Consider the following 16,237-nt stretch of genomic DNA (forward strand, 5'->3'; position numbering starts at 1 on the left):
TGCACCGGCCACAGGCTTGTCACCACCTGTTTGAGGAGAGAAATGGCTCTGAGCCGCCGCCAGCGACGATCGGCGTTCCGGTGGGCGCAGTACGGTCTGCTGCTGGTGATCGTCGTGGTGTTCGCGCTGCTGGCCGACTGGGGACGGCTGGGCAAGGCGTTCTTCGACCTCGAAGTCGCCGCGAAGCAGTTCCCGGACGTCATCACCGTCGCACTGAAGAACACGATCGTCTTCACCGCGCTGGGCTTCGCGCTCGGCCTCGGCCTCGGGCTCCTGCTCGCGCTGATGAGACTGTCCTCGGTCGGCCCGTACCGCTGGTTCGCGCGCGGGTACATCGAGTTCTTCCGCGGCCTGCCCGCGCTGCTGATCTTCCTGGCGGTCGGTGTCGGGGTGCCGATCGCCTTCCCCAACGTGTTCCTGCCGCGGAACGTGTCGATCATGCTGGCGCTGGGCATCGTGTCGTCGGCCTACATGGCGGAGACCATTCGCGCCGGTATCCAGGCGGTGCCGCGCGGGCAGGTCGAGGCCGCGCGTTCGCTCGGCATGTCACCCGCCCGCACGATGATCACCGTCGTGATCCCGCAGGCATTCCGGATCATCCTGCCGCCGCTGGCCAACGAGCTGATCATGCTGACGAAGGACTCTTCACTCGCGTTCCTGCTCGGCACCACCCCGGCGCAGCAGGAACTCGCGCAGTTCAGCCGTCAGGCGCTGCTTGAGGCCAAGGGCCTGACCCCGATCGTCGTCGCCGGTCTGTGCTACCTCGTCATCACCATTCCGCTGTCGATCCTGCAGCAGCGGCTAGAGAAGAAATACGGAGCCGGAGTGCCCGGCGGAGGAACGGTATGAGCACCCAGACGATCGTCGAAGTTTCGGGACTGCACAAGGCGTTCGGCGAGCTCGAGGTGCTCAAGGGCATCGACCTGGAGGTCCAGCGCGGCCAGGTCGTCTGCATCATCGGCCCGTCGGGTTCCGGCAAATCGACGCTGCTGCGCTGCGTCAACCTCCTCGAGGAACCGCAGCAGGGCAAGATCGTGGTCAACGGCAGCGAGATCACCGACCCGGACGTCGACATCGACGGCGCCCGCACGAAGATCGGCATGGTCTTCCAGTCGTTCAACCTCTTCTCGCACCTGAGCGTGCTCGAAAACCTCACCGTCGCTCAGCGCAAGGTGTTGAAGCGCGGCAAGGAAGAGGCGGAGCGCGTCGCGCGGGAAAACCTCGCGAAGGTCGGGCTGGCGGAGAAGGAGTCTTCGCTGCCGACACAGCTTTCCGGCGGGCAGCAGCAGCGCGTCGCGATCGCCAGGGCGCTTTCGATGGATCCCGACGTCATGCTGTTCGACGAGCCGACGTCGGCGCTGGACCCCGAACTGGTCGGCGACGTCCTCGCGGTCATGCGGCAACTCGCGCAAGAGGGCATGACGATGCTCGTCGTCACGCACGAAATGCAGTTCGCGCGTGAAGTGGCCGACATCGTGCTGTTCATGGACGGTGGTGTCGTCGTCGAGCAGGGCTCGCCGGACCAGGTGATCGGGGACCCGCAGGAGGAGCGCACGAAGACGTTCCTCTCGCGGGTCCTGAACCCGAACCACCAGGGCTAGCGTCCGCGAAGCTGCGACTCCAGCTGGACGACCTTCGCGACGATTTCGTGCGGCCCGGCGCCCATGAGGCTCACCCAGCCCTTGGCGTCCGGGCCGAACACGACGCGGCCGTGTTCGGTGTCCATCCAGCCCGGCGGCCTTTCGACGCGTTTCCGGTTGCCGCCGCCGTCACGGATGGCGACGTAAAGCCGTCCGAAGAAGGTGTACGGCGACCGGATCCACTGGAGGATCTTCTTGGCGTCGCGGATGCTCGGGCCGGTGCCGGTGAGCATTTCGCCCTTCATCAGGACCTGAAGATCGGCTTCCGAGCAGTTCAAGGACGGCGTGCGCGCGGCGGGCGCCTCGGGGAGCAGACCGGTGAAATCCTGCGCCAGCGTGTCCGGCCGCGTCGGTGTCAGGTAGACGACCTTGTCGACCAAAACGACGTTGACCGCTTCCCGGCCACTGCCCGCGGCGCGAACCGTCCGTTCCCGTCCCTCGGACTTCACCCACGAGTAGTACTCCACGGCCGGCCGCTGCAGAAAACGCAGCGTGTCGAGGAATTCGTCGTCGATCTTGCCTCGCCTGAGCAGTCCTTGTCTGTCCAATTCGGACTGCGCGGTGGCGGCGAGCTCGCGCCGTTCCTCGGGCAGATACCACTGCGCGCCGCGGACGAGCGTCGGATGGATGTCGCCGAGATTGTGGTGGTCCAGCAAGGTTTCGTAGGTCTGGAGCGTCAGTTCGACGGGTTTCTGCAGCACGTTACGCGCCGATCACCGGCGGAACCGGCTTGTCACCGTCGTAACCGCCGAAGAGGGAGTCGCCGTCCTCTTCCTGCAGCGTGATCTTGCGCTGGTGCTCCTCGTCCTCGCCGCCCTTGCCCTTGCCCGCACCGGCGCCCATCCCGCCGCCGCCCATACCCGGCGCGCCGGCACGACCCGCCGCCGCGGCGCCGCCCGCCGGCGTACCGCGCATCGGCCCTTCACCGGGCATCGCGGCGCCGACGCCGCGACCGGGCCCCATGCTTCCCGGCCCGCCCGTCGACCCACCCGGCCCGAAACCGCCGCCGGGCCCGAAACCGCCGCTGAAACCGCCCGATCCCGGCCCGAATCCGTTGCCGCCACCGGGCCCGCTCCCTGGCCCGGGACCGAACGCGGGCGGTCGGTGGTCGCCCGGCCGCACCTGAGTTTTCGGGTCCCAATGGGACAGTTGGGTCCGATCGTTCGGCTGCGGTGACGGAACCGGACGCGGCATCTGCGGCACCCTCGGCGCCGGCGGAACCTGCGGCGGCCTCGGCGCCTGATACCCCTCGGCCCCCGGAGGCGCGCTGTACGAACTCGGCCCGCCGGTGTACCCACCCGGACCACTGTGCCGCCCGGAGTCGCCCGGCCCGCCGCTGAACCCGCTGACCTTGGTCTGCCCGGGATCGATCGGATCCGGCGTGATCGGCCCCGCCGAAACGTTCGGATCATGTGCGGCGGGATAAACCGGCGCGAGCGACTGCTGCCGCGGCTGGGTGCTCTGGTAGTACGGCTCGTAGATCTCGACGTTGTGCTTGGTGTCCGAGTCGAACTTCGCCGCCGCGATCTCGTCGTCACTCGCGCCGATGGACAGGATGTCGCCGGGCCCGTTGTCCCCCGCGCGCTCCTTCTCGACCGGGCGGACATTGCCGCGCGTGTAATGGAAAGAGGCGTTCTGGTCGTACATCGACTGGCGGGCGCGATCCATGTTCTCGCCGGCGATCTTGGAGGTCGCGATGAGCGGGGCGAGGCCTGCTGTTCCGCTGTCGGCGGCCTTGCCCTTCCAGAAGGAAGTCAGCGCCGTTTGGCTGGTCTCCATGGCCTTGCTGAAGTTTTCATGGAACACCATCAACTTGTGTGAGGCGACCTGCGCCTTGTCGAGGGTCTCCGTCGTGGACGGATTGGCGTTGAGTTTGGTGAATATCTCCCAGCCGCTATAGGTCATGGCCTAAGCTCCTTTGAGCTTCTTGATCGCTGCGGCAGCAACCTTGGTAGCGAGACCACAGGGATCGGACAGCATGGGGTTTCCAGTGGCCAGGAGCGGCGTGACCGTATAGGTAAGGTCGTCACGTACGCCTACCGCGAGTACGCACCGCCCCTTGCCTTCTCCGCCGTTGTCGTAGATGACGCCTGGATATCCTTCGATCGAGTCGATCGGCTTGAAGGTGGAGAGCCCGCCCTGCGCGTGTTTCGCGTAGAGGCTGCTCAGCCCCTCCTTATTGCCAGGCAGAAGGCCTGCGGTCACGCTGCTTGGCCCGGCTTCGAAGATCCAGCCGCAGCTTTTTCCGAAAGTCCCGTCGTCGACCTCTGTCTTCTCGACCTTTCCGCCGAGTTCCTCGATCTGAGCGGTGGCCACCGTGCTACACGGGTCCGATTCGGCTTGAGTGGTGTTCAGAATCGGATTCGTCACAGCAGGAGCGCCGTTCGCCGGTAGCCGGGCCGACGTGGGCGCGGTCGGGGCGGCTGAGGTCGCATCGCCCGTCTTCGGATCGCTGCATCCGCTCATCAGCAGCAAACCGCTCACTGCGGCTACGGACACGAACTTCCTGGCGTGGGGCATCAGTCGGCCTTCCCGATCTGGCGGAGTGCGTCGATGGCTGCTTGATCCTGGTTCTGGTACGCAGTCCGGATTTGCCTCAAAGTGTCCAGGTACGAGTTCGTGTAGTCCCAGGCCCCCTGCATGAAGGCCTGGTAGGAGCTTCCCGAGTTGTTCGCAGCGGCCGTGTATCTCTCGCTGCCGACTTCATGGCCCGGCGGCTGGATCTGATTCAGTACGTCGGCCTCGCGACGTGCCTTCCGGAAGTCGCTCTCGAGGCAGTCTTCGAGGGACTTGATCACGGCGTCCATAGCGGCAGGATCGAACTCCCAGCCACCATTCGCCGAGGCGGCTGCGAAGTCGGCCTTCGCTTGTCCGCTGCCCAGTTCGCCGTAATTCGGCGGCGGAGGGGACGGCGGGGGCGGCGGCGCTGCGGCAGCGCCCTGAATCAACCCCGAGTTCGGAGGAGGCGCCTGCGGCCCCGGCCCGTTGATCTGGTCGTAGACCCCTTGGGGGCCGCTTCCTGGTCTCGTCATTTCGTGCCTCCCCGCACGGGTCGCGATGGGGCGCGACCTACCCGTAGTTCCCCGATGACTCCGATCGGTGACGATAGCAGCAGGTAAACCGTTGATCAGCCCCTTCGTGAAAGATCACCATCGAAAGATGGGAAGTCGGCGTGATTTGTCTTGACTCCGGTGAGTGACCGCGGCGGTGAAACAGGACACCGGCGGCGAATCCGCCCAAGATCACCACCGCGGACGCAAACGGCCTGTTCCAGCACCCGAGGCGGCCGTTCTGCCGTCGCGATCCCGTGGCAGGTTCCGGTCCACTGTCCCGGGCCACTTGCGAACCCCGTGCGTGATCGGCTTCGCTGGGGGCCGAGGAACGACGGGGGAGGGAAGCGAAACGATGCCGGGTTTTCGGCGCAACAACGGGCCGCGCGATCCGGGGGAAGGTGACCAGAACGGCGACACGTCCTTGCCGCCGCTCGACCCGTTCGACCCGAACCCCGACAAGCGGTACGAGGTTCCGGCGTCCGAGCTGATGAAGCCGGGGACGACGGGGCTGCTCCGGTGGCGCCGCCAGGCGACCAACGCGCCGATCGTGCAGGTCGAGGACGCGTACATCACCGGGACGCTCGATCTGCGCGCCGCCGACATCAAGTATCTGTTCCGGTTCGAGCGGTGCCGGTTCGAGCATCCGCCGGACGTCCGTGAGGCGCATCTGCTCGGGCTCGTGTTCCGCAAGTGCTGGCTGCCCGGGCTCAAGGCGCGCAACCTCCGCACCCGCAACGATGTCCGCCTCATCCGCAGTGTCGTGCACGTCGACGCCGAGCACGAGATCGAGGAGACCACGGTTCAGCGCGGCGACGACCGCGAGCGCGGGATGCCGAACGCGGCGGTCAATCTCACCGACGCGGTCATCGAGGGTTCGGTCGTGCTGACCCGCACGGTGATCACGCATCCTCGCGGCAAGGCGATCCAGGCCGACCGGGTCAACATCGTCGGTGCGTTGCTGGCGTATCGGTTGGTGGCCAACGGAGAAGTCCGAATCCCGGGTATGCGGGCCGGTGGTAACGTCAACTTCTCCGGCGCGACGCTGAACAACCGGGACGGCTTCGCGCTCAACGGCAACGGAATCCACATCGGCGGCAGCCTGTTGTGCGAGGTGGACAACTACGGGCCCGCCGCGCAGCGGAAACGCTTCTCCGCCAGTGGGATCATGTACTTGCCGAGCGCCACTGTGGACAGTGACATCATCTTGCGCGAGGCCAAGCTCTCGGTGAACCAGTCCGGGCCGATCGTCGTCGACGCGTGGAAATCGAACGATCCGTACATCGATCCGCGGCCCGCGTTGGTCGCGGATCGCTCGACGGTCAACGGGAACCTCGAGCTGAGCGACGGCATGCAGGCCACCGGGACGCTGCGGATGGTCAACGCCCGCATCGGCGGTTCGCTGCGGTTGGCGGGCGCCGAGGTCCAGGTCGTCCGCGGGCAGAGCATTCCTTACTACGACCGCGCCATCCACCTCGACGGGACAACCATCGGCGGTGATCTGGAGGCGACGAGCCTGCGGGTGCCGTCCGGGCAGTTGCGCATGGCCGACATCACCGTCGGTGGCAACGTGCTGGCGTGGAATTCGATGTTCCTGCACCCGCGCCGCGACGTCTTTTCCGCGCGGCGCGCGAAGATCGCGGGCAACTTCCAGCTCACGGACGCGACCGTTCAGGGCACCTTGCGGTTGCAGGGCGCCGAGATCGGCGGCAGCGTGAACCTCTTCGGCACGAGCTTGACCGAGCCCGGCGCGCGCACGCGGACCAGCTACTCGCTGGACGTCCGCACCGCGCGGATCGGCCGGGATCTGATCCTCACCGAGAACAAGGAACGTCCGTTCGTCGCGCAGGGCGGGGTCAACCTCGACGGCGCGCAAGTCGCACGACGCGTCGACTTCCGCGGCGCGCGACTTGGTTCCCTGCCGCAGCACGGGATCGCGCTCGACGGCAGTGACGTGTCCGCCGACGAATTCCTGCTCACGCCCGCCGTCCCACCGGACGGCCGGATCGTGCTGCGCAGGGCGCATTGCGGGACGTTGGGCGACAACGAGGCGTTCTGGGCGTCGGCGACGGGGATCGAGCTGGAGGATTTCCGTTACGACGCACTGCAAGAGGACATCGCGCTCGATGACGACCGGGCGATCGACCATCGGATCGTGTTGCTGCGCAAGGCGATGGACGGTTACCGACCGGGCCCCTACGACCAGCTGGCGGCGACGCTGCGCGCGTCCGGTAATGAAGAGCACGCCTCCACGGTGCTGCTGAAGAAACAGCAGTTCCGGTACGAGGCGCTCGCCAAGGGCTTCAAGTTCTTCGGGCCCGGCGTGCACGTGTGGAGCTGGTTGCAGCGGTCGATGGTCGGCTACGGCTTCCGTCCGGTGCGTGCGCTCGGCTGGCTGTTGACGTTGTTGGTGCTGGGCAGTCTGTGGTTCGGGTTCGGGGTCGACGACTGCGTCACCAAGCCCAATCTCACGGTGAGCGGGCCGCGCTGCCTGGTCAACCAGGACGACACCGGGCTGCAGTGGAACCCGGTGCTGTACACGATCGACCTGCTGGTCCCGATCGTCGACTTCGGCAACAAGTCGCGCTGGTACATGCACGGCATGGACAACTGGGTCGCGGCCGGGTTCACCGCGTCGGGCTGGGTGCTGGCGACCACGGTCGCGGCCGGGATCAGTCGCATGCTCCGTCGGGACAACTGAGGGTATTTCACATACCCTCAGTACGGAGGTATGTCATGACAGAGCCCAGCGCCACCGGAAAGATCGCGATCGCCGCCCCGCCCGAGAAGGTGTATTCACTGGTCAGTGACCCGGGTGCGCTCGCGGGCATGGCCGAGGAATACGAGGGGCACCGCTGGGTCGGCGCCGCGGGGGCCGCCGTCGGCGCCAAGTTCCGCGGCCGAAACCGCCGTGGGCTCCGCCGCTGGAGCACGCTCTCGACGATCACGGACGCCGACGAGGGCAAGCGGTTCGCGTTCGAGGTGACCACCGTCGCCGGTCTTCCCGTCGCGCGCTGGCAGTACGACATCGAGGCGTCGGGCGACGGATGCGTGGCGGTCGAGAGCACGTGGGACCGGCGGCCGGGCTGGCTGCGCGGGCCGACGTCGCTGTTCACCGGGGTCTGGAAGCGGGACGACGCCAACCGGGCGAACATCGCCGCGACGCTGGCCCGGCTGAAGGCCGCCGCCGAGTCCTGACCCATACCACGGCCGGCCCCGGATCACCGAAAAGAGCAAGGGACCTTTGCTACCACGTGGGGCACATGTGGTGACACACGACGCTCGACGCCGCCACATCTAGCGGCCCCGCCCCGCAAACTCAAGTCATGAACGGACCGTTCATTCGACGAACCGCGACCAGAACTCGACGTGCCGCGGCCCGCCCTCCGGCGGCGGGCCCAGCGGCTGGCCGCAGAAGTCGTGCTGCAGGTATCCCCGCAGGTCGTAGCCGTAATAGACGATGTCGGTCTGATACACCGACAGCACCGGATAGCCCGTGCTCCCGGCGATCCCGGGCAGATACCGGTGCCCGCAGACGGGTACCAGCTGCGGCGCGAGCGCCAGGTGCGATCGCGCCCGTGAAAGCGCGTCGGCGAGGTCGATCGGGCGCATGCCCCAGTCCGGCAGCCAGAAGCCGTTGTGTTCGACGTCGTAAAGCACCCCGTCGACCGGCCAGTCCAGGCGTTTTCGCAGCTGGTCGGGGTTGCCGCAGCGCCAGTCCGGCCAGCGGTCGCCGATCGGCACCCCGGCGGACAGGAACGTCCGGTGGTCGGCGGCGAACCGGAAGCCGAAGCGGGCTTCGACGTCGTCGAGCTCGGCCTCGCTCAACCCGGGACGCACGGGTTCGGCCAAGCTCGCCTGGAGGTCGTGTGCCTCCTCGATGGTGAAGGCGTGCTCAACAGTGGACATGTGTTCGAGCCTAAATTGCGCAACGCGAAGGCGCCTTCCCTTTTAACACCACTCCCTCATCACCCACATGGGCCTCCTCCCGAGGGGTGAGCTCGCCCTCTCAACGCCTGGACCTCGGAACAGCACGGCCACGCGTGTAGTTCACTCATGTCGTGACTTCCCCACGAACGCAGTCCCGTGTGCGCGCGCCCGAGCTCGCCGGTGACGGGTGGCTCAACACCGGCGGCGAGCGGATCACGCTCGCCGGGCTGCGCGGCCGCGTCGTCCTGCTGGACTTCTGGACCAGCGGCTGCATCAACTGCCTGCACGTGCTGGACGAGCTGCGCCCGCTGGAGGCCGAGTTCGCCGACGTCCTGGTGACCATCGGCGTGCATTCGCCCAAGTTCCTGCACGAGGGCGAGGCGGCCGCGATCGAGGCCGCCGTGCGGCGTTACGAGGTGCACCACCCGGTCCTCAACGACCCGAAGATGGCCACCTGGTCGCAATACGCGGTCAAGGCATGGCCGACGTTGGTCGTCGTCGACCCCGAGGGTTACGTCGTCCACGTCGCCGCCGGCGAGGGGCACGCCGAGGCACTGCGCCGGGTGATCGCCGACCTCGTCGCGACCCACGAGGCCAAGGGCACGCTCCGCCGCGGCGGCAGTCCGTACGTCCCGGCCGAGGAGCAGCGCACCGAGCTGCGGTTCCCGAGCAAGGCCGTCACGACCGCCGAAGGCCGCATCCTGGTCGCCGACACGGGCAACCACTCCATCGTCGAGTTCGCCTCCGACGGTGAGACGATCATCCGCCGCTTCGGCAGCGGCGAGCGCGGCGCGCAGGACGGGCCGTTCGACCTGGCGAGTTTCACCGAGCCGTCCGGGATCACCCTGTTGCCGTACGAGGTCGCCGAACGCGCGGGCTATCACGCCGTCGTCGCCGACACGGCCGGTCACCGGCTGCGCGGTATCGACCTGATCACCGGCGAGGTCTCCACGGTCGCCGGCACCGGCCGCCAGTGGCGCGACGGCGTCGACACCGGCAAGGCGCTCGACATCGACCTCACCAGCCCTTGGGACGTCGCCTGGTGGGGTCCCGCGGGCGGCGTCGTGGTCGCCATGGCGGGCAACCACACGCTGAGCGTGTTCGAGCCGGTCTCGGGCACCATCCGCCGCTTCGCCGGCACGACCGTCGAAGGTCTGCGTGACGGCGACGTCCACGAAGCGTTCTTCGCGCAGACGTCCGGCCTGACGCCCGACGGGCAGAAGCTGTGGCTCGCGGACGCGGAGACGTCGGCGTTGCGCTGGATCCAGCCCGAGGGCGAGACGTTCACCGTGCACACCGCGGTCGGCGTCGACCTGTTCTCCTTCGGCCACGTCGACGGACCCGCCGACAAGGCGCTCTTGCAGCATCCGCTCGGCCTCGCCGTGCTGCCGGGCGACACCGTCGCGATCGCCGACACCTACAACGGCGCCATCCGCCGCTACGACCCGCTCACCCGCCAGGTGACCACGCTCGCGACCGGGCTCGCGGAGCCGTCCGGCCTGCTGGTGCACGACGGCGAACTGCTGGTCGTCGAGTCGGCCGGTGGCCGGATCGGGCCGGTGCCGCTCGGGGAGCAGGCCGTGGCCGGGGACGCGCACGCGGTCCGCCGTCCGCCGACCGTGCTCGCGCCGGGTGAGCTGGAGTTCTCCGTCGTCTTCACCCCGCCGCCCGGCGAGAAGCTCGACGACCGCTTCGGCCCGTCGACGCGGCTGGAGATCAGCGCGTCGCCGCCGGAACTGCTCGCCGACGGCGCCGGGGTGGGCACGGACCTGTTCCGCAAGCTCCGCTTCGCCGAGGGCGTCACCGGAGGGGTTCTGCAGGTCGTCGCACAGGCGGCGAGCTGTGACGACGGAGGTGAGCATCCCGCCTGCCGCATCACCCGCCAGGACTGGGGCGTGCCGGTGCGGTTCGAAAACGGCGGAGAAAGCGTGCTGAGCCTGGTCATGGCGGGCGACCCGGGTAAGTAGAGTCGTACCTGTGTCAGAGCGGCCGAAACTCGAGATTCAGATGCTGCAGGACAGGGTGCTCGTGAAGCTGTCCCCCGAGGACGGGGAGCGCCGAAGTTCGGGCGGCATCGTCATCCCCGCCACCGCGCAGGTGGCGCGGCGGCTCGCGTGGGGTGATGTACTGGGCGTGGGCAACAGTGTGCGGAACGTCAAGACCGGCGACCGCGTGCTGTTCAACCCGGACGACCAGCACGAGGTCGAGATCCAGGGCGAGGGGCACCTGGTGATGCGGGAACGCGACATCCACGCCGTGGCGACCGAACGGACCGAACACGGCACGGGGTTGTACCTGTAACTCGAGCCACGGGAGGGGCGGTGAGGGGCGGTGCGCGAAGACCATGACGAGCCGGGCGCCGACCTGTTCACCGACGATCTCCTTTCGGCCCCGGAAACCGACGAGGGCCTGGTAGACGAGCTCTTCGAGGGCGACAGGGTGGTGCATCCGCCGCCGACGCCCGCGTCGAAGTTCCGCAAGGGCCTCGGCAAGGCCCTCATGGTCACCGGCGTGCTCATGGGCCTGTTCGTGCTCCTGTACGCGGTCGATCTGATCGTCAGCGCCGGGGACGTCCCGCGCGGCGTCACGGTCGCGGGGATCGACGTCGGCGGTCTCACGCACAAAGAGGCCGAGTCGAAGCTTCGCCGTGAGCTGGAGCCGAGGCTGATCGAGCCGGTCCGGGTACGCGCGGGAGACGTCCGCACGGTGCTGTACCCGACGTCGTCCGGTCTCGGCCTGGACTGGCCGCAGACGCTGGGCCGCGCCGGTCATCAGCCATTGAGCCCGTACACGCGGCTGATGTCGTTCTTCACCAGCCGCGAGGTCGGCGTCGTCACCTGGACCGACGGGCCGAAGCTCGAAAAGGCCGTCTCGGACCTCGCCGCCACGAAGCTGAACCGCCCGCCGGTCGAAGGGAACATCACCTTCCAGCCGGTCGCGGGCACCGACGGCGGCGTCGTCCCGGCCGCGGTCGAACCGCGCAACGGGCAGACCCTCACCGACCTCAAGGAGGCCGTCACCGCGGTCACCGATGGCTGGCTGAGCGACAACGGTGTCGAGTTCAAGGTGAACGTCGCGCCGGTTAAGGCGACTTCGCCCGGTGTACACGCGGCGCTCGTCAAGATCGTCGTCCCGGCCGTCGCGAAGCCGCTGGTCATCCGCGGCGAAGGCAAGGACGCGACACTGAAACCGGACGTGATCGCGGGCTCCTTCCAGTTCGCCGCGCGCGACGACGGCAACCTCGAAGTCCGTATCGACCAGGGCAAACTGCGGGCGGTGGCGCAGCCGCAGCTCAAGGAGACCGAGACCGACGGTGCGGACGCGCAGATCGTCTTCGTCGGCGACAGGCCGGCGGTCCAGCCGTCGAAAGACGCGAGGAAGGTCAACTGGGACCTCACGTTCTCCTCACTGACCTCGACGCTCGCCAAGAGCGAAGAGCGGGAGCTGAAAGCGGTCTACGACGCCAGCAGCCCGGCCGTCAGCACCGAGGCGGCGAACGTCCTCGGCATCAACGAGGTCATCGGCGAGTTCACGACGTCGGGTTTGAGCGGGCCGGCGATGACGAACGTGCAGGCGCTGGCCACCAGGGTGTCCGGTGCCATCGTGAAGCCGAACGAGCGGTTCAGCCTCGGCGCGCGGTCCGGGCCGAGGACGGCGGACGCGGGCTACGTGCCCGCCCCGGTGAACGAGGACGGCACCGGCCCGGTCGTGGTCGGCGGCGGTGTCTCGCAGCTCGCGACGACGCTCTACAACGCCGCGTACCTGGCGGGCCTCGCCGACGGCGGTCATGTGGAACACGACAACTACCTCGACCGATACCCGGTCGCGCGCGACGCCAAGGCGATCAACACCGACGGGTCGCCGGTCGATCTGCAGATCGTCAACGACGCCCCGACCGGGATCGCGCTCCAGGTGATCCCCGCGAACGGCTCGGTGACGGTGCGGATCTGGGGTACGAAACGGTTTTCGGTGCAGAGCGTCGCCGGCGAGAGGCACTCCTACGTCCCTCAGCCGGTGCAGATGGGGTCGGGGCCCGGCTGCGTCCCGGATCCCGGCGCGGCCGGGTTCAGCACGTCGGACACCCGCGTGCTCGTCGACGTCGTCACCGGTACGGAGGTCCGCCGGGAGACCCGCAACGCGACCTACTCGCCGAGGACCGCGATCATCTGCGCCTGAGCTTCACCGCAGCACCATGCAGCCTCGCGCCTCGAAGTCCGCGAGCCACGGAGGTTCGCGTAGCTCCTTGTTCCACCGCAGATCCAGTTTGTCCAATTTGGACAGCCGCGTGATGGACTCCGGCAGCGAGGTGAGCCGGTTCTCCCGCAGGTCGAGCTGACGCAGCTCGCTCAGGTCTCCGATGGAGGACGGCAAGGTGGTCAACCGGTTCTTTCGCAGATGCAGTTCGCGTAACGCGGAAAGCGTCCCCATCGATTCCGGGATCCCGGTCAATCCGTTGCCGTACAAGCGGAATTCACGCAACGACGTCAGGCCGGACAGATCCTCCGGAAGGGTGGAGATGCGATTGTCCGTGCACCCCAGGTATTTCAGCCGTCCGAGCGAACACAGCGCGGCGGGGAACTCGGTCAACCGGTTGTCGCTCACGTAGAGGTATTCCGTCAGCCCTGAAAGCTCGCCGAGTTCGTCCGGCAGGACGGAAAGTTCGTTGTGCCCCAGATCCAGCGTGTGCAGATTCCGCAAGGCGCCGATGGCGGGTGGGACGGAGGTCAGCCGGTTGGTGGCCAGATTCAGCACGCGGAGCCCGGAAAGCGACCACAGCTCGTCGGGAACGGACGTCAGCCGGTTGTCGTACAGATCCAGGTACTCCAGCGTCGCCGGGAGGGAGATGCCGGACAGGGAGGTCAGCCCCTGGCCACCGAGTTCGAGCCGAGTGGTCACAGGGGCCGACCGTAGTCCTGGGTCAGGTCGCGGCGCGATGCCCGCCCTTGATCTTGGCGTAGATCGCGGCCGCGGCGATGACGCCGACGATGGCCGCGCCGACCTGGAAGGCGTGCCGGATCCAGTCGATGCCCGCGGTGTCGCGGACGCCGAACACGCCGGCCAGCCAGTTGCCGATGAACGCGGCGACGATGCCGACGACGATCGTCAGCCACATCGGGATCTTCTGATCGCCGGGCGCGATCATCCGGCCGATGACGCCGAGGATCAGCCCGACCACGATCGTGGTGATGATGCCCCAAAGGCCACCCAACATGGTCCCTCCTTCGCTGGAGAATCGAGTGAACCCACGGTGACACCGAAACCGGCTCGTCGCGCCTCAAGACCCCTTACCGGGTGACACCGCGGCGTCCGTAGAGGTTGGCGGCCAGCGTGACCCCGATCCCGGCGATGACGATCTGGGTGATGAGTTCGAGCCAGTCGAAGCCCTTCGTGTCCGCGTAGCCGAGCCCGCGGGCGATCGCGGTGCCGATGAAGGCGGCGACGATACCGACGACGATGGTCAGCCAGATCGGGATGGACTGCTTGCCGGGGGCGAAGAACCTGCCGAGCACCCCGAGGATCAGGCCGACCACGATCGCCGTGATGATGCCGGTGACTGTCATTGAGACTCCTTTGCCGAGGTCTCCGCCAACGGGCGGACTCAGCACGGAAATTCCCCCGGATATCCCCCTCGAAACCACGAAGAGCCCCCTCCGGACCGGAGAGGGCTCTTCGTCACGAAACCGTTTAGAACGCGGCTTCGGGGATCTCCATGAGGCTGTTGTCCGCGGCCTCGACGATCGCGCGGCGCGACGTCAGCTCCGGCAGGACGCTCTTCGCGAAGAACGACGCCACGGCGAGCTTGCCCTCGTAGAACGGGACGTCCTTCGCCGACGCGCCCGCGTCGAGCTTGCCGATGGCGACCTCGGCGTGCTTGATGAGCTGCCAGCCGATGAGCAGGTCGCCGACCGACATCAGGAGGCGGACCGTGTGCTGGCCGACCTTGTTGATGTTCTGCGGGTCTTCCTGCGACGAGGTCAGGTAGCCGATCAGCGAGCCGAGCATGCCCTGGGTGTCTTCGAGCGCCTGCTTGAGCAGACCGCGCTCGTTCTTGAGCCGCCCGTTGCCGATCTCCGACTCGATGGTCTTCGTGATCTCCCCGGCGACGTAGGCCAGCGAAGCGCCCTTGTCGCGGACGATCTTGCGGAAGAAGAAGTCCAGCGACTGGATGGCCGTGGTGCCTTCGTACAGCGAGTCGATCTTCGCGTCACGGATGTACTGCTCGATCGGGTAGTCCTGCAGGAAGCCGGACCCGCCGAGGGTCTGCAGCGACTGCACGAGCTGCTCGGTCGCGCGCTCGGAGCCGACGCCCTTGACGATCGGCAGCAGCAGGTCGTTGACGCCGTGCGCGATCTTCCGCGAAGCCTCGTCACCTTCGCCGGTCCACACCTGGTCCTGGAAGGTCGCGGTGTAGAGGTACACCGCGCGCAGGCCCTCGGCGTACGCCTTCTGCAGCATCAGCGAGCGGCGGACGTCCGGGTGGTGGGTGATGGTGACGCGCGGCGCCGCCTTGTTCAGCATGTTCGGCAGGTCCGCACCCTGGACGCGCTCCTTGGCGTACTCGAGCGCGTTGAGGTAGCCGGTCGACAGCGTCGCGATGGCCTTCGTGCCGACCATCATGCGGGCGTACTCGATGACCTGGAACATCTGCGCGATGCCGTCGTGCACCTCGCCGAGCAGCCAGCCCTTGGCGGGGGTGCCGTGCTGGCCGAAGGTCAGCTCGCAGGTGGTGGAGGCCTTGATGCCCATCTTGTGCTCGACGTTGGTGACGAAGGCGCCGTTGCGCTCGCCCAGCTCACCGGTCTCGCCGTCGAAGTGGAACTTCGGCACGAGGAAGAGCGAAAGGCCCTTGGTACCGGGCTTGGTCTCGATGCCGGGGCCCTCGGGGCGGGCCAGCACCAGGTGCATGATGTTCTCGACCATGTCGTTCTCGGCCGAGGTGATGAACCGCTTCACGCCGTCGATGTGCCAGGAGCCGTCCTCCTGCTTGACGGCCTTGGCGCGGCCGGCGCCGACGTCGGAACCGGCGTCGGGCTCGGTGAGGACCATGGTGGCGCCCCAGCCGCGGTCGATCATGATCTGCGCCCAGCGCTTCTGCTCGTCGGTGCCGTTCTTGTCGACGATGCCGGCGAAGTTCGGACCCGCCATGTACATGAACAGCGGCGCGTTGGCACCGAGGATCAGCTCGGCCGCGGCCCACTGCACGGTCGGGGGCAGGCCGAAGCCGCCCAGCTCGTTCGGCAGGCCCAGCCGCCACCATTCGCCGTCCATCAGCGCCTGGTAGCTCTTCTTGAACGACTCGGGGATCTTCACCGAGAAGGTCTTCGGGTCGTACACCGGCGGGTTGCGGTCCGCGTCGGCGTACGAGTCGGCGAGGGGACCGGAAGCGAGCTTGTTCAGCTCGGTCAGCACGCCGCGGGCGGTCTCCTCGTCGGATTCCGCGAGGACGCCCTTGCCGAGGCGGTCCTGCACGCCGAGGACCTCGAAGAGGTTGAACTCCAGGTCTCGGACGTTGCTCTTGTAGTGGCCCATTTCGTCACTCCAATGTGTTCGGCTCCCCGGCCGGGCACACGTCCCTACTCGCCGGTAACATCAGGATATTACCTGTGGGTAACCGGC

16 protein-coding genes are annotated in these 16,237 nt (G+C 67.6%); 7 read left to right on the top strand and 9 right to left on the bottom strand.

Annotated features, from left to right (window positions below; translation table 11 throughout):
- Positions 1 to 42: 42 nt before the first annotated feature.
- Entirely contained in the window at positions 43 to 849 is an 807-nt protein-coding gene (locus tag ACSMFO_RS29495; RefSeq protein WP_038521719.1) for an amino acid ABC transporter permease, read from the top strand.
- Positions 846 to 1,601 (top strand): amino acid ABC transporter ATP-binding protein, encoded by a 756-nt coding sequence (locus ACSMFO_RS29500; protein ID WP_038521717.1) that lies wholly within the window; start codon positions 846 to 848, stop codon positions 1,599 to 1,601. The genes ACSMFO_RS29495 and ACSMFO_RS29500 overlap by 4 nt, the downstream gene beginning before the upstream one ends.
- Here the strand turns inward: ACSMFO_RS29500 and ACSMFO_RS29505 are convergent.
- From ACSMFO_RS29505 to ACSMFO_RS29520, 4 genes are read right to left on the bottom strand one after another with little or no spacing between them, the layout of a single operon-like run.
- The gene (locus tag ACSMFO_RS29505) at positions 1,598 to 2,341 is read right to left on the bottom strand and encodes an ESX secretion-associated protein EspG (RefSeq protein ID WP_436461279.1); all 744 of its coding nucleotides are present in this window, start codon (positions 2,339 to 2,341) and stop codon (positions 1,598 to 1,600) included. The two genes, ACSMFO_RS29500 and ACSMFO_RS29505, sit on opposite strands and share 4 nt — an antisense overlap.
- A gap of 1 nt (position 2,342) precedes the next feature.
- Complete coding sequence (locus ACSMFO_RS29510; protein ID WP_436461280.1) at positions 2,343 to 3,545, bottom strand: hypothetical protein; 1,203 nt, start codon at positions 3,543 to 3,545, stop codon at positions 2,343 to 2,345.
- 3 nt (positions 3,546 to 3,548) lie between these two features.
- Positions 3,549 to 4,124 (bottom strand): DUF3558 domain-containing protein, encoded by a 576-nt coding sequence (locus ACSMFO_RS29515; protein WP_228694817.1) that lies wholly within the window; start codon positions 4,122 to 4,124, stop codon positions 3,549 to 3,551.
- A gap of 35 nt (positions 4,125 to 4,159) precedes the next feature.
- Entirely contained in the window at positions 4,160 to 4,672 is a 513-nt protein-coding gene (locus ACSMFO_RS29520; protein ID WP_436461281.1) for a hypothetical protein, read from the bottom strand.
- Between the two features lie 373 nt (positions 4,673 to 5,045).
- Between ACSMFO_RS29520 and ACSMFO_RS29525 the strand changes: the two genes are divergently transcribed.
- Both ACSMFO_RS29525 and ACSMFO_RS29530 read left to right on the top strand, forming a co-directional pair.
- Entirely contained in the window at positions 5,046 to 7,391 is a 2,346-nt protein-coding gene (locus ACSMFO_RS29525) for a hypothetical protein (protein ID WP_038521703.1), read from the top strand.
- 35 nt (positions 7,392 to 7,426) lie between these two features.
- On the top strand, positions 7,427 to 7,888 hold the full coding sequence (locus tag ACSMFO_RS29530; protein ID WP_037334400.1) for an SRPBCC family protein: 462 nt from the start codon (positions 7,427 to 7,429) through the stop codon (positions 7,886 to 7,888).
- Between the two features lie 141 nt (positions 7,889 to 8,029).
- On the opposite strand, the gene ACSMFO_RS29535 is transcribed toward ACSMFO_RS29530, so the two are convergent.
- Complete coding sequence (locus ACSMFO_RS29535; protein WP_038521697.1) at positions 8,030 to 8,599, bottom strand: hypothetical protein; 570 nt, start codon at positions 8,597 to 8,599, stop codon at positions 8,030 to 8,032.
- Between the two features lie 179 nt (positions 8,600 to 8,778).
- Here ACSMFO_RS29535 and ACSMFO_RS29540 point away from each other — a divergent pair, with 179 nt between their 5' ends.
- From ACSMFO_RS29540 to ACSMFO_RS29550, 3 genes are read left to right on the top strand one after another with little or no spacing between them, the layout of a single operon-like run.
- Positions 8,779 to 10,587, top strand: a complete 1,809-nt coding sequence (locus ACSMFO_RS29540; protein ID WP_038521694.1) for an NHL domain-containing thioredoxin family protein — start codon at positions 8,779 to 8,781, stop codon at positions 10,585 to 10,587.
- Positions 10,588 to 10,627: 40 nt separating this feature from the next.
- The gene (locus tag ACSMFO_RS29545; RefSeq protein ID WP_007032412.1) at positions 10,628 to 10,921 is read left to right on the top strand and encodes a GroES family chaperonin; all 294 of its coding nucleotides are present in this window, start codon (positions 10,628 to 10,630) and stop codon (positions 10,919 to 10,921) included.
- A gap of 30 nt (positions 10,922 to 10,951) precedes the next feature.
- On the top strand, positions 10,952 to 12,796 hold the full coding sequence (locus tag ACSMFO_RS29550) for a VanW family protein (protein WP_436461282.1): 1,845 nt from the start codon (positions 10,952 to 10,954) through the stop codon (positions 12,794 to 12,796).
- Between the two features lie 3 nt (positions 12,797 to 12,799).
- Here the strand turns inward: ACSMFO_RS29550 and ACSMFO_RS29555 are convergent, their stop codons facing one another.
- The 4 genes from ACSMFO_RS29555 to ACSMFO_RS29570 form a co-directional block, all read right to left on the bottom strand.
- Positions 12,800 to 13,516: a leucine-rich repeat domain-containing protein gene (locus tag ACSMFO_RS29555; RefSeq protein WP_436461283.1), complete on the bottom strand. Its 717-nt coding sequence runs from the start codon at positions 13,514 to 13,516 to the stop codon at positions 12,800 to 12,802.
- A gap of 22 nt (positions 13,517 to 13,538) precedes the next feature.
- Positions 13,539 to 13,832 carry a GlsB/YeaQ/YmgE family stress response membrane protein gene (locus tag ACSMFO_RS29560; protein WP_038521684.1) on the bottom strand — a complete coding sequence of 98 codons (294 nt, stop codon included), beginning with the start codon at positions 13,830 to 13,832 and terminating at the stop codon, positions 13,539 to 13,541.
- 73 nt (positions 13,833 to 13,905) lie between these two features.
- On the bottom strand, positions 13,906 to 14,181 hold the full coding sequence (locus tag ACSMFO_RS29565) for a GlsB/YeaQ/YmgE family stress response membrane protein (RefSeq protein WP_038521682.1): 276 nt from the start codon (positions 14,179 to 14,181) through the stop codon (positions 13,906 to 13,908).
- 124 nt (positions 14,182 to 14,305) lie between these two features.
- Positions 14,306 to 16,150, bottom strand: coding sequence for an acyl-CoA dehydrogenase (locus ACSMFO_RS29570; RefSeq protein WP_038521680.1), 1,845 nt, complete (start codon positions 16,148 to 16,150; stop codon positions 14,306 to 14,308).
- Positions 16,151 to 16,237 lie beyond the last annotated feature (87 nt).

This window comes from Amycolatopsis sp. w19 (assembly GCF_051373225.1).
Lineage (GTDB): Bacteria > Actinomycetota > Actinomycetes > Mycobacteriales > Pseudonocardiaceae > Amycolatopsis > Amycolatopsis japonica.

Excerpts from the sequence above, each read along its gene's own strand:
- ACSMFO_RS29560 (WP_038521684.1), bottom strand. The coding sequence starts at position 13,832 with ATGTTGGGTGGCCTTTGGGGCATCATCACCACGATCGTGGTCGGGCTG.
- ACSMFO_RS29525 (WP_038521703.1), top strand. The coding sequence starts at position 5,046 with ATGCCGGGTTTTCGGCGCAACAACGGGCCGCGCGATCCGGGGGAAGGT.
- ACSMFO_RS29495 (WP_038521719.1), top strand. The coding sequence starts at position 43 with ATGGCTCTGAGCCGCCGCCAGCGACGATCGGCGTTCCGGTGGGCGCAG.
- ACSMFO_RS29500 (WP_038521717.1), top strand. The coding sequence starts at position 846 with ATGAGCACCCAGACGATCGTCGAAGTTTCGGGACTGCACAAGGCGTTC.
- ACSMFO_RS29530 (WP_037334400.1), top strand. The coding sequence starts at position 7,427 with ATGACAGAGCCCAGCGCCACCGGAAAGATCGCGATCGCCGCCCCGCCC.
- ACSMFO_RS29510 (WP_436461280.1), bottom strand. The coding sequence starts at position 3,545 with ATGACCTATAGCGGCTGGGAGATATTCACCAAACTCAACGCCAATCCG.
- ACSMFO_RS29565 (WP_038521682.1), bottom strand. The coding sequence starts at position 14,181 with ATGACAGTCACCGGCATCATCACGGCGATCGTGGTCGGCCTGATCCTC.
- ACSMFO_RS29520 (WP_436461281.1), bottom strand. The coding sequence starts at position 4,672 with ATGACGAGACCAGGAAGCGGCCCCCAAGGGGTCTACGACCAGATCAAC.
- ACSMFO_RS29545 (WP_007032412.1), top strand. The coding sequence starts at position 10,628 with ATGCTGCAGGACAGGGTGCTCGTGAAGCTGTCCCCCGAGGACGGGGAG.
- ACSMFO_RS29570 (WP_038521680.1), bottom strand. The coding sequence starts at position 16,150 with ATGGGCCACTACAAGAGCAACGTCCGAGACCTGGAGTTCAACCTCTTC.
- ACSMFO_RS29535 (WP_038521697.1), bottom strand. The coding sequence starts at position 8,599 with ATGTCCACTGTTGAGCACGCCTTCACCATCGAGGAGGCACACGACCTC.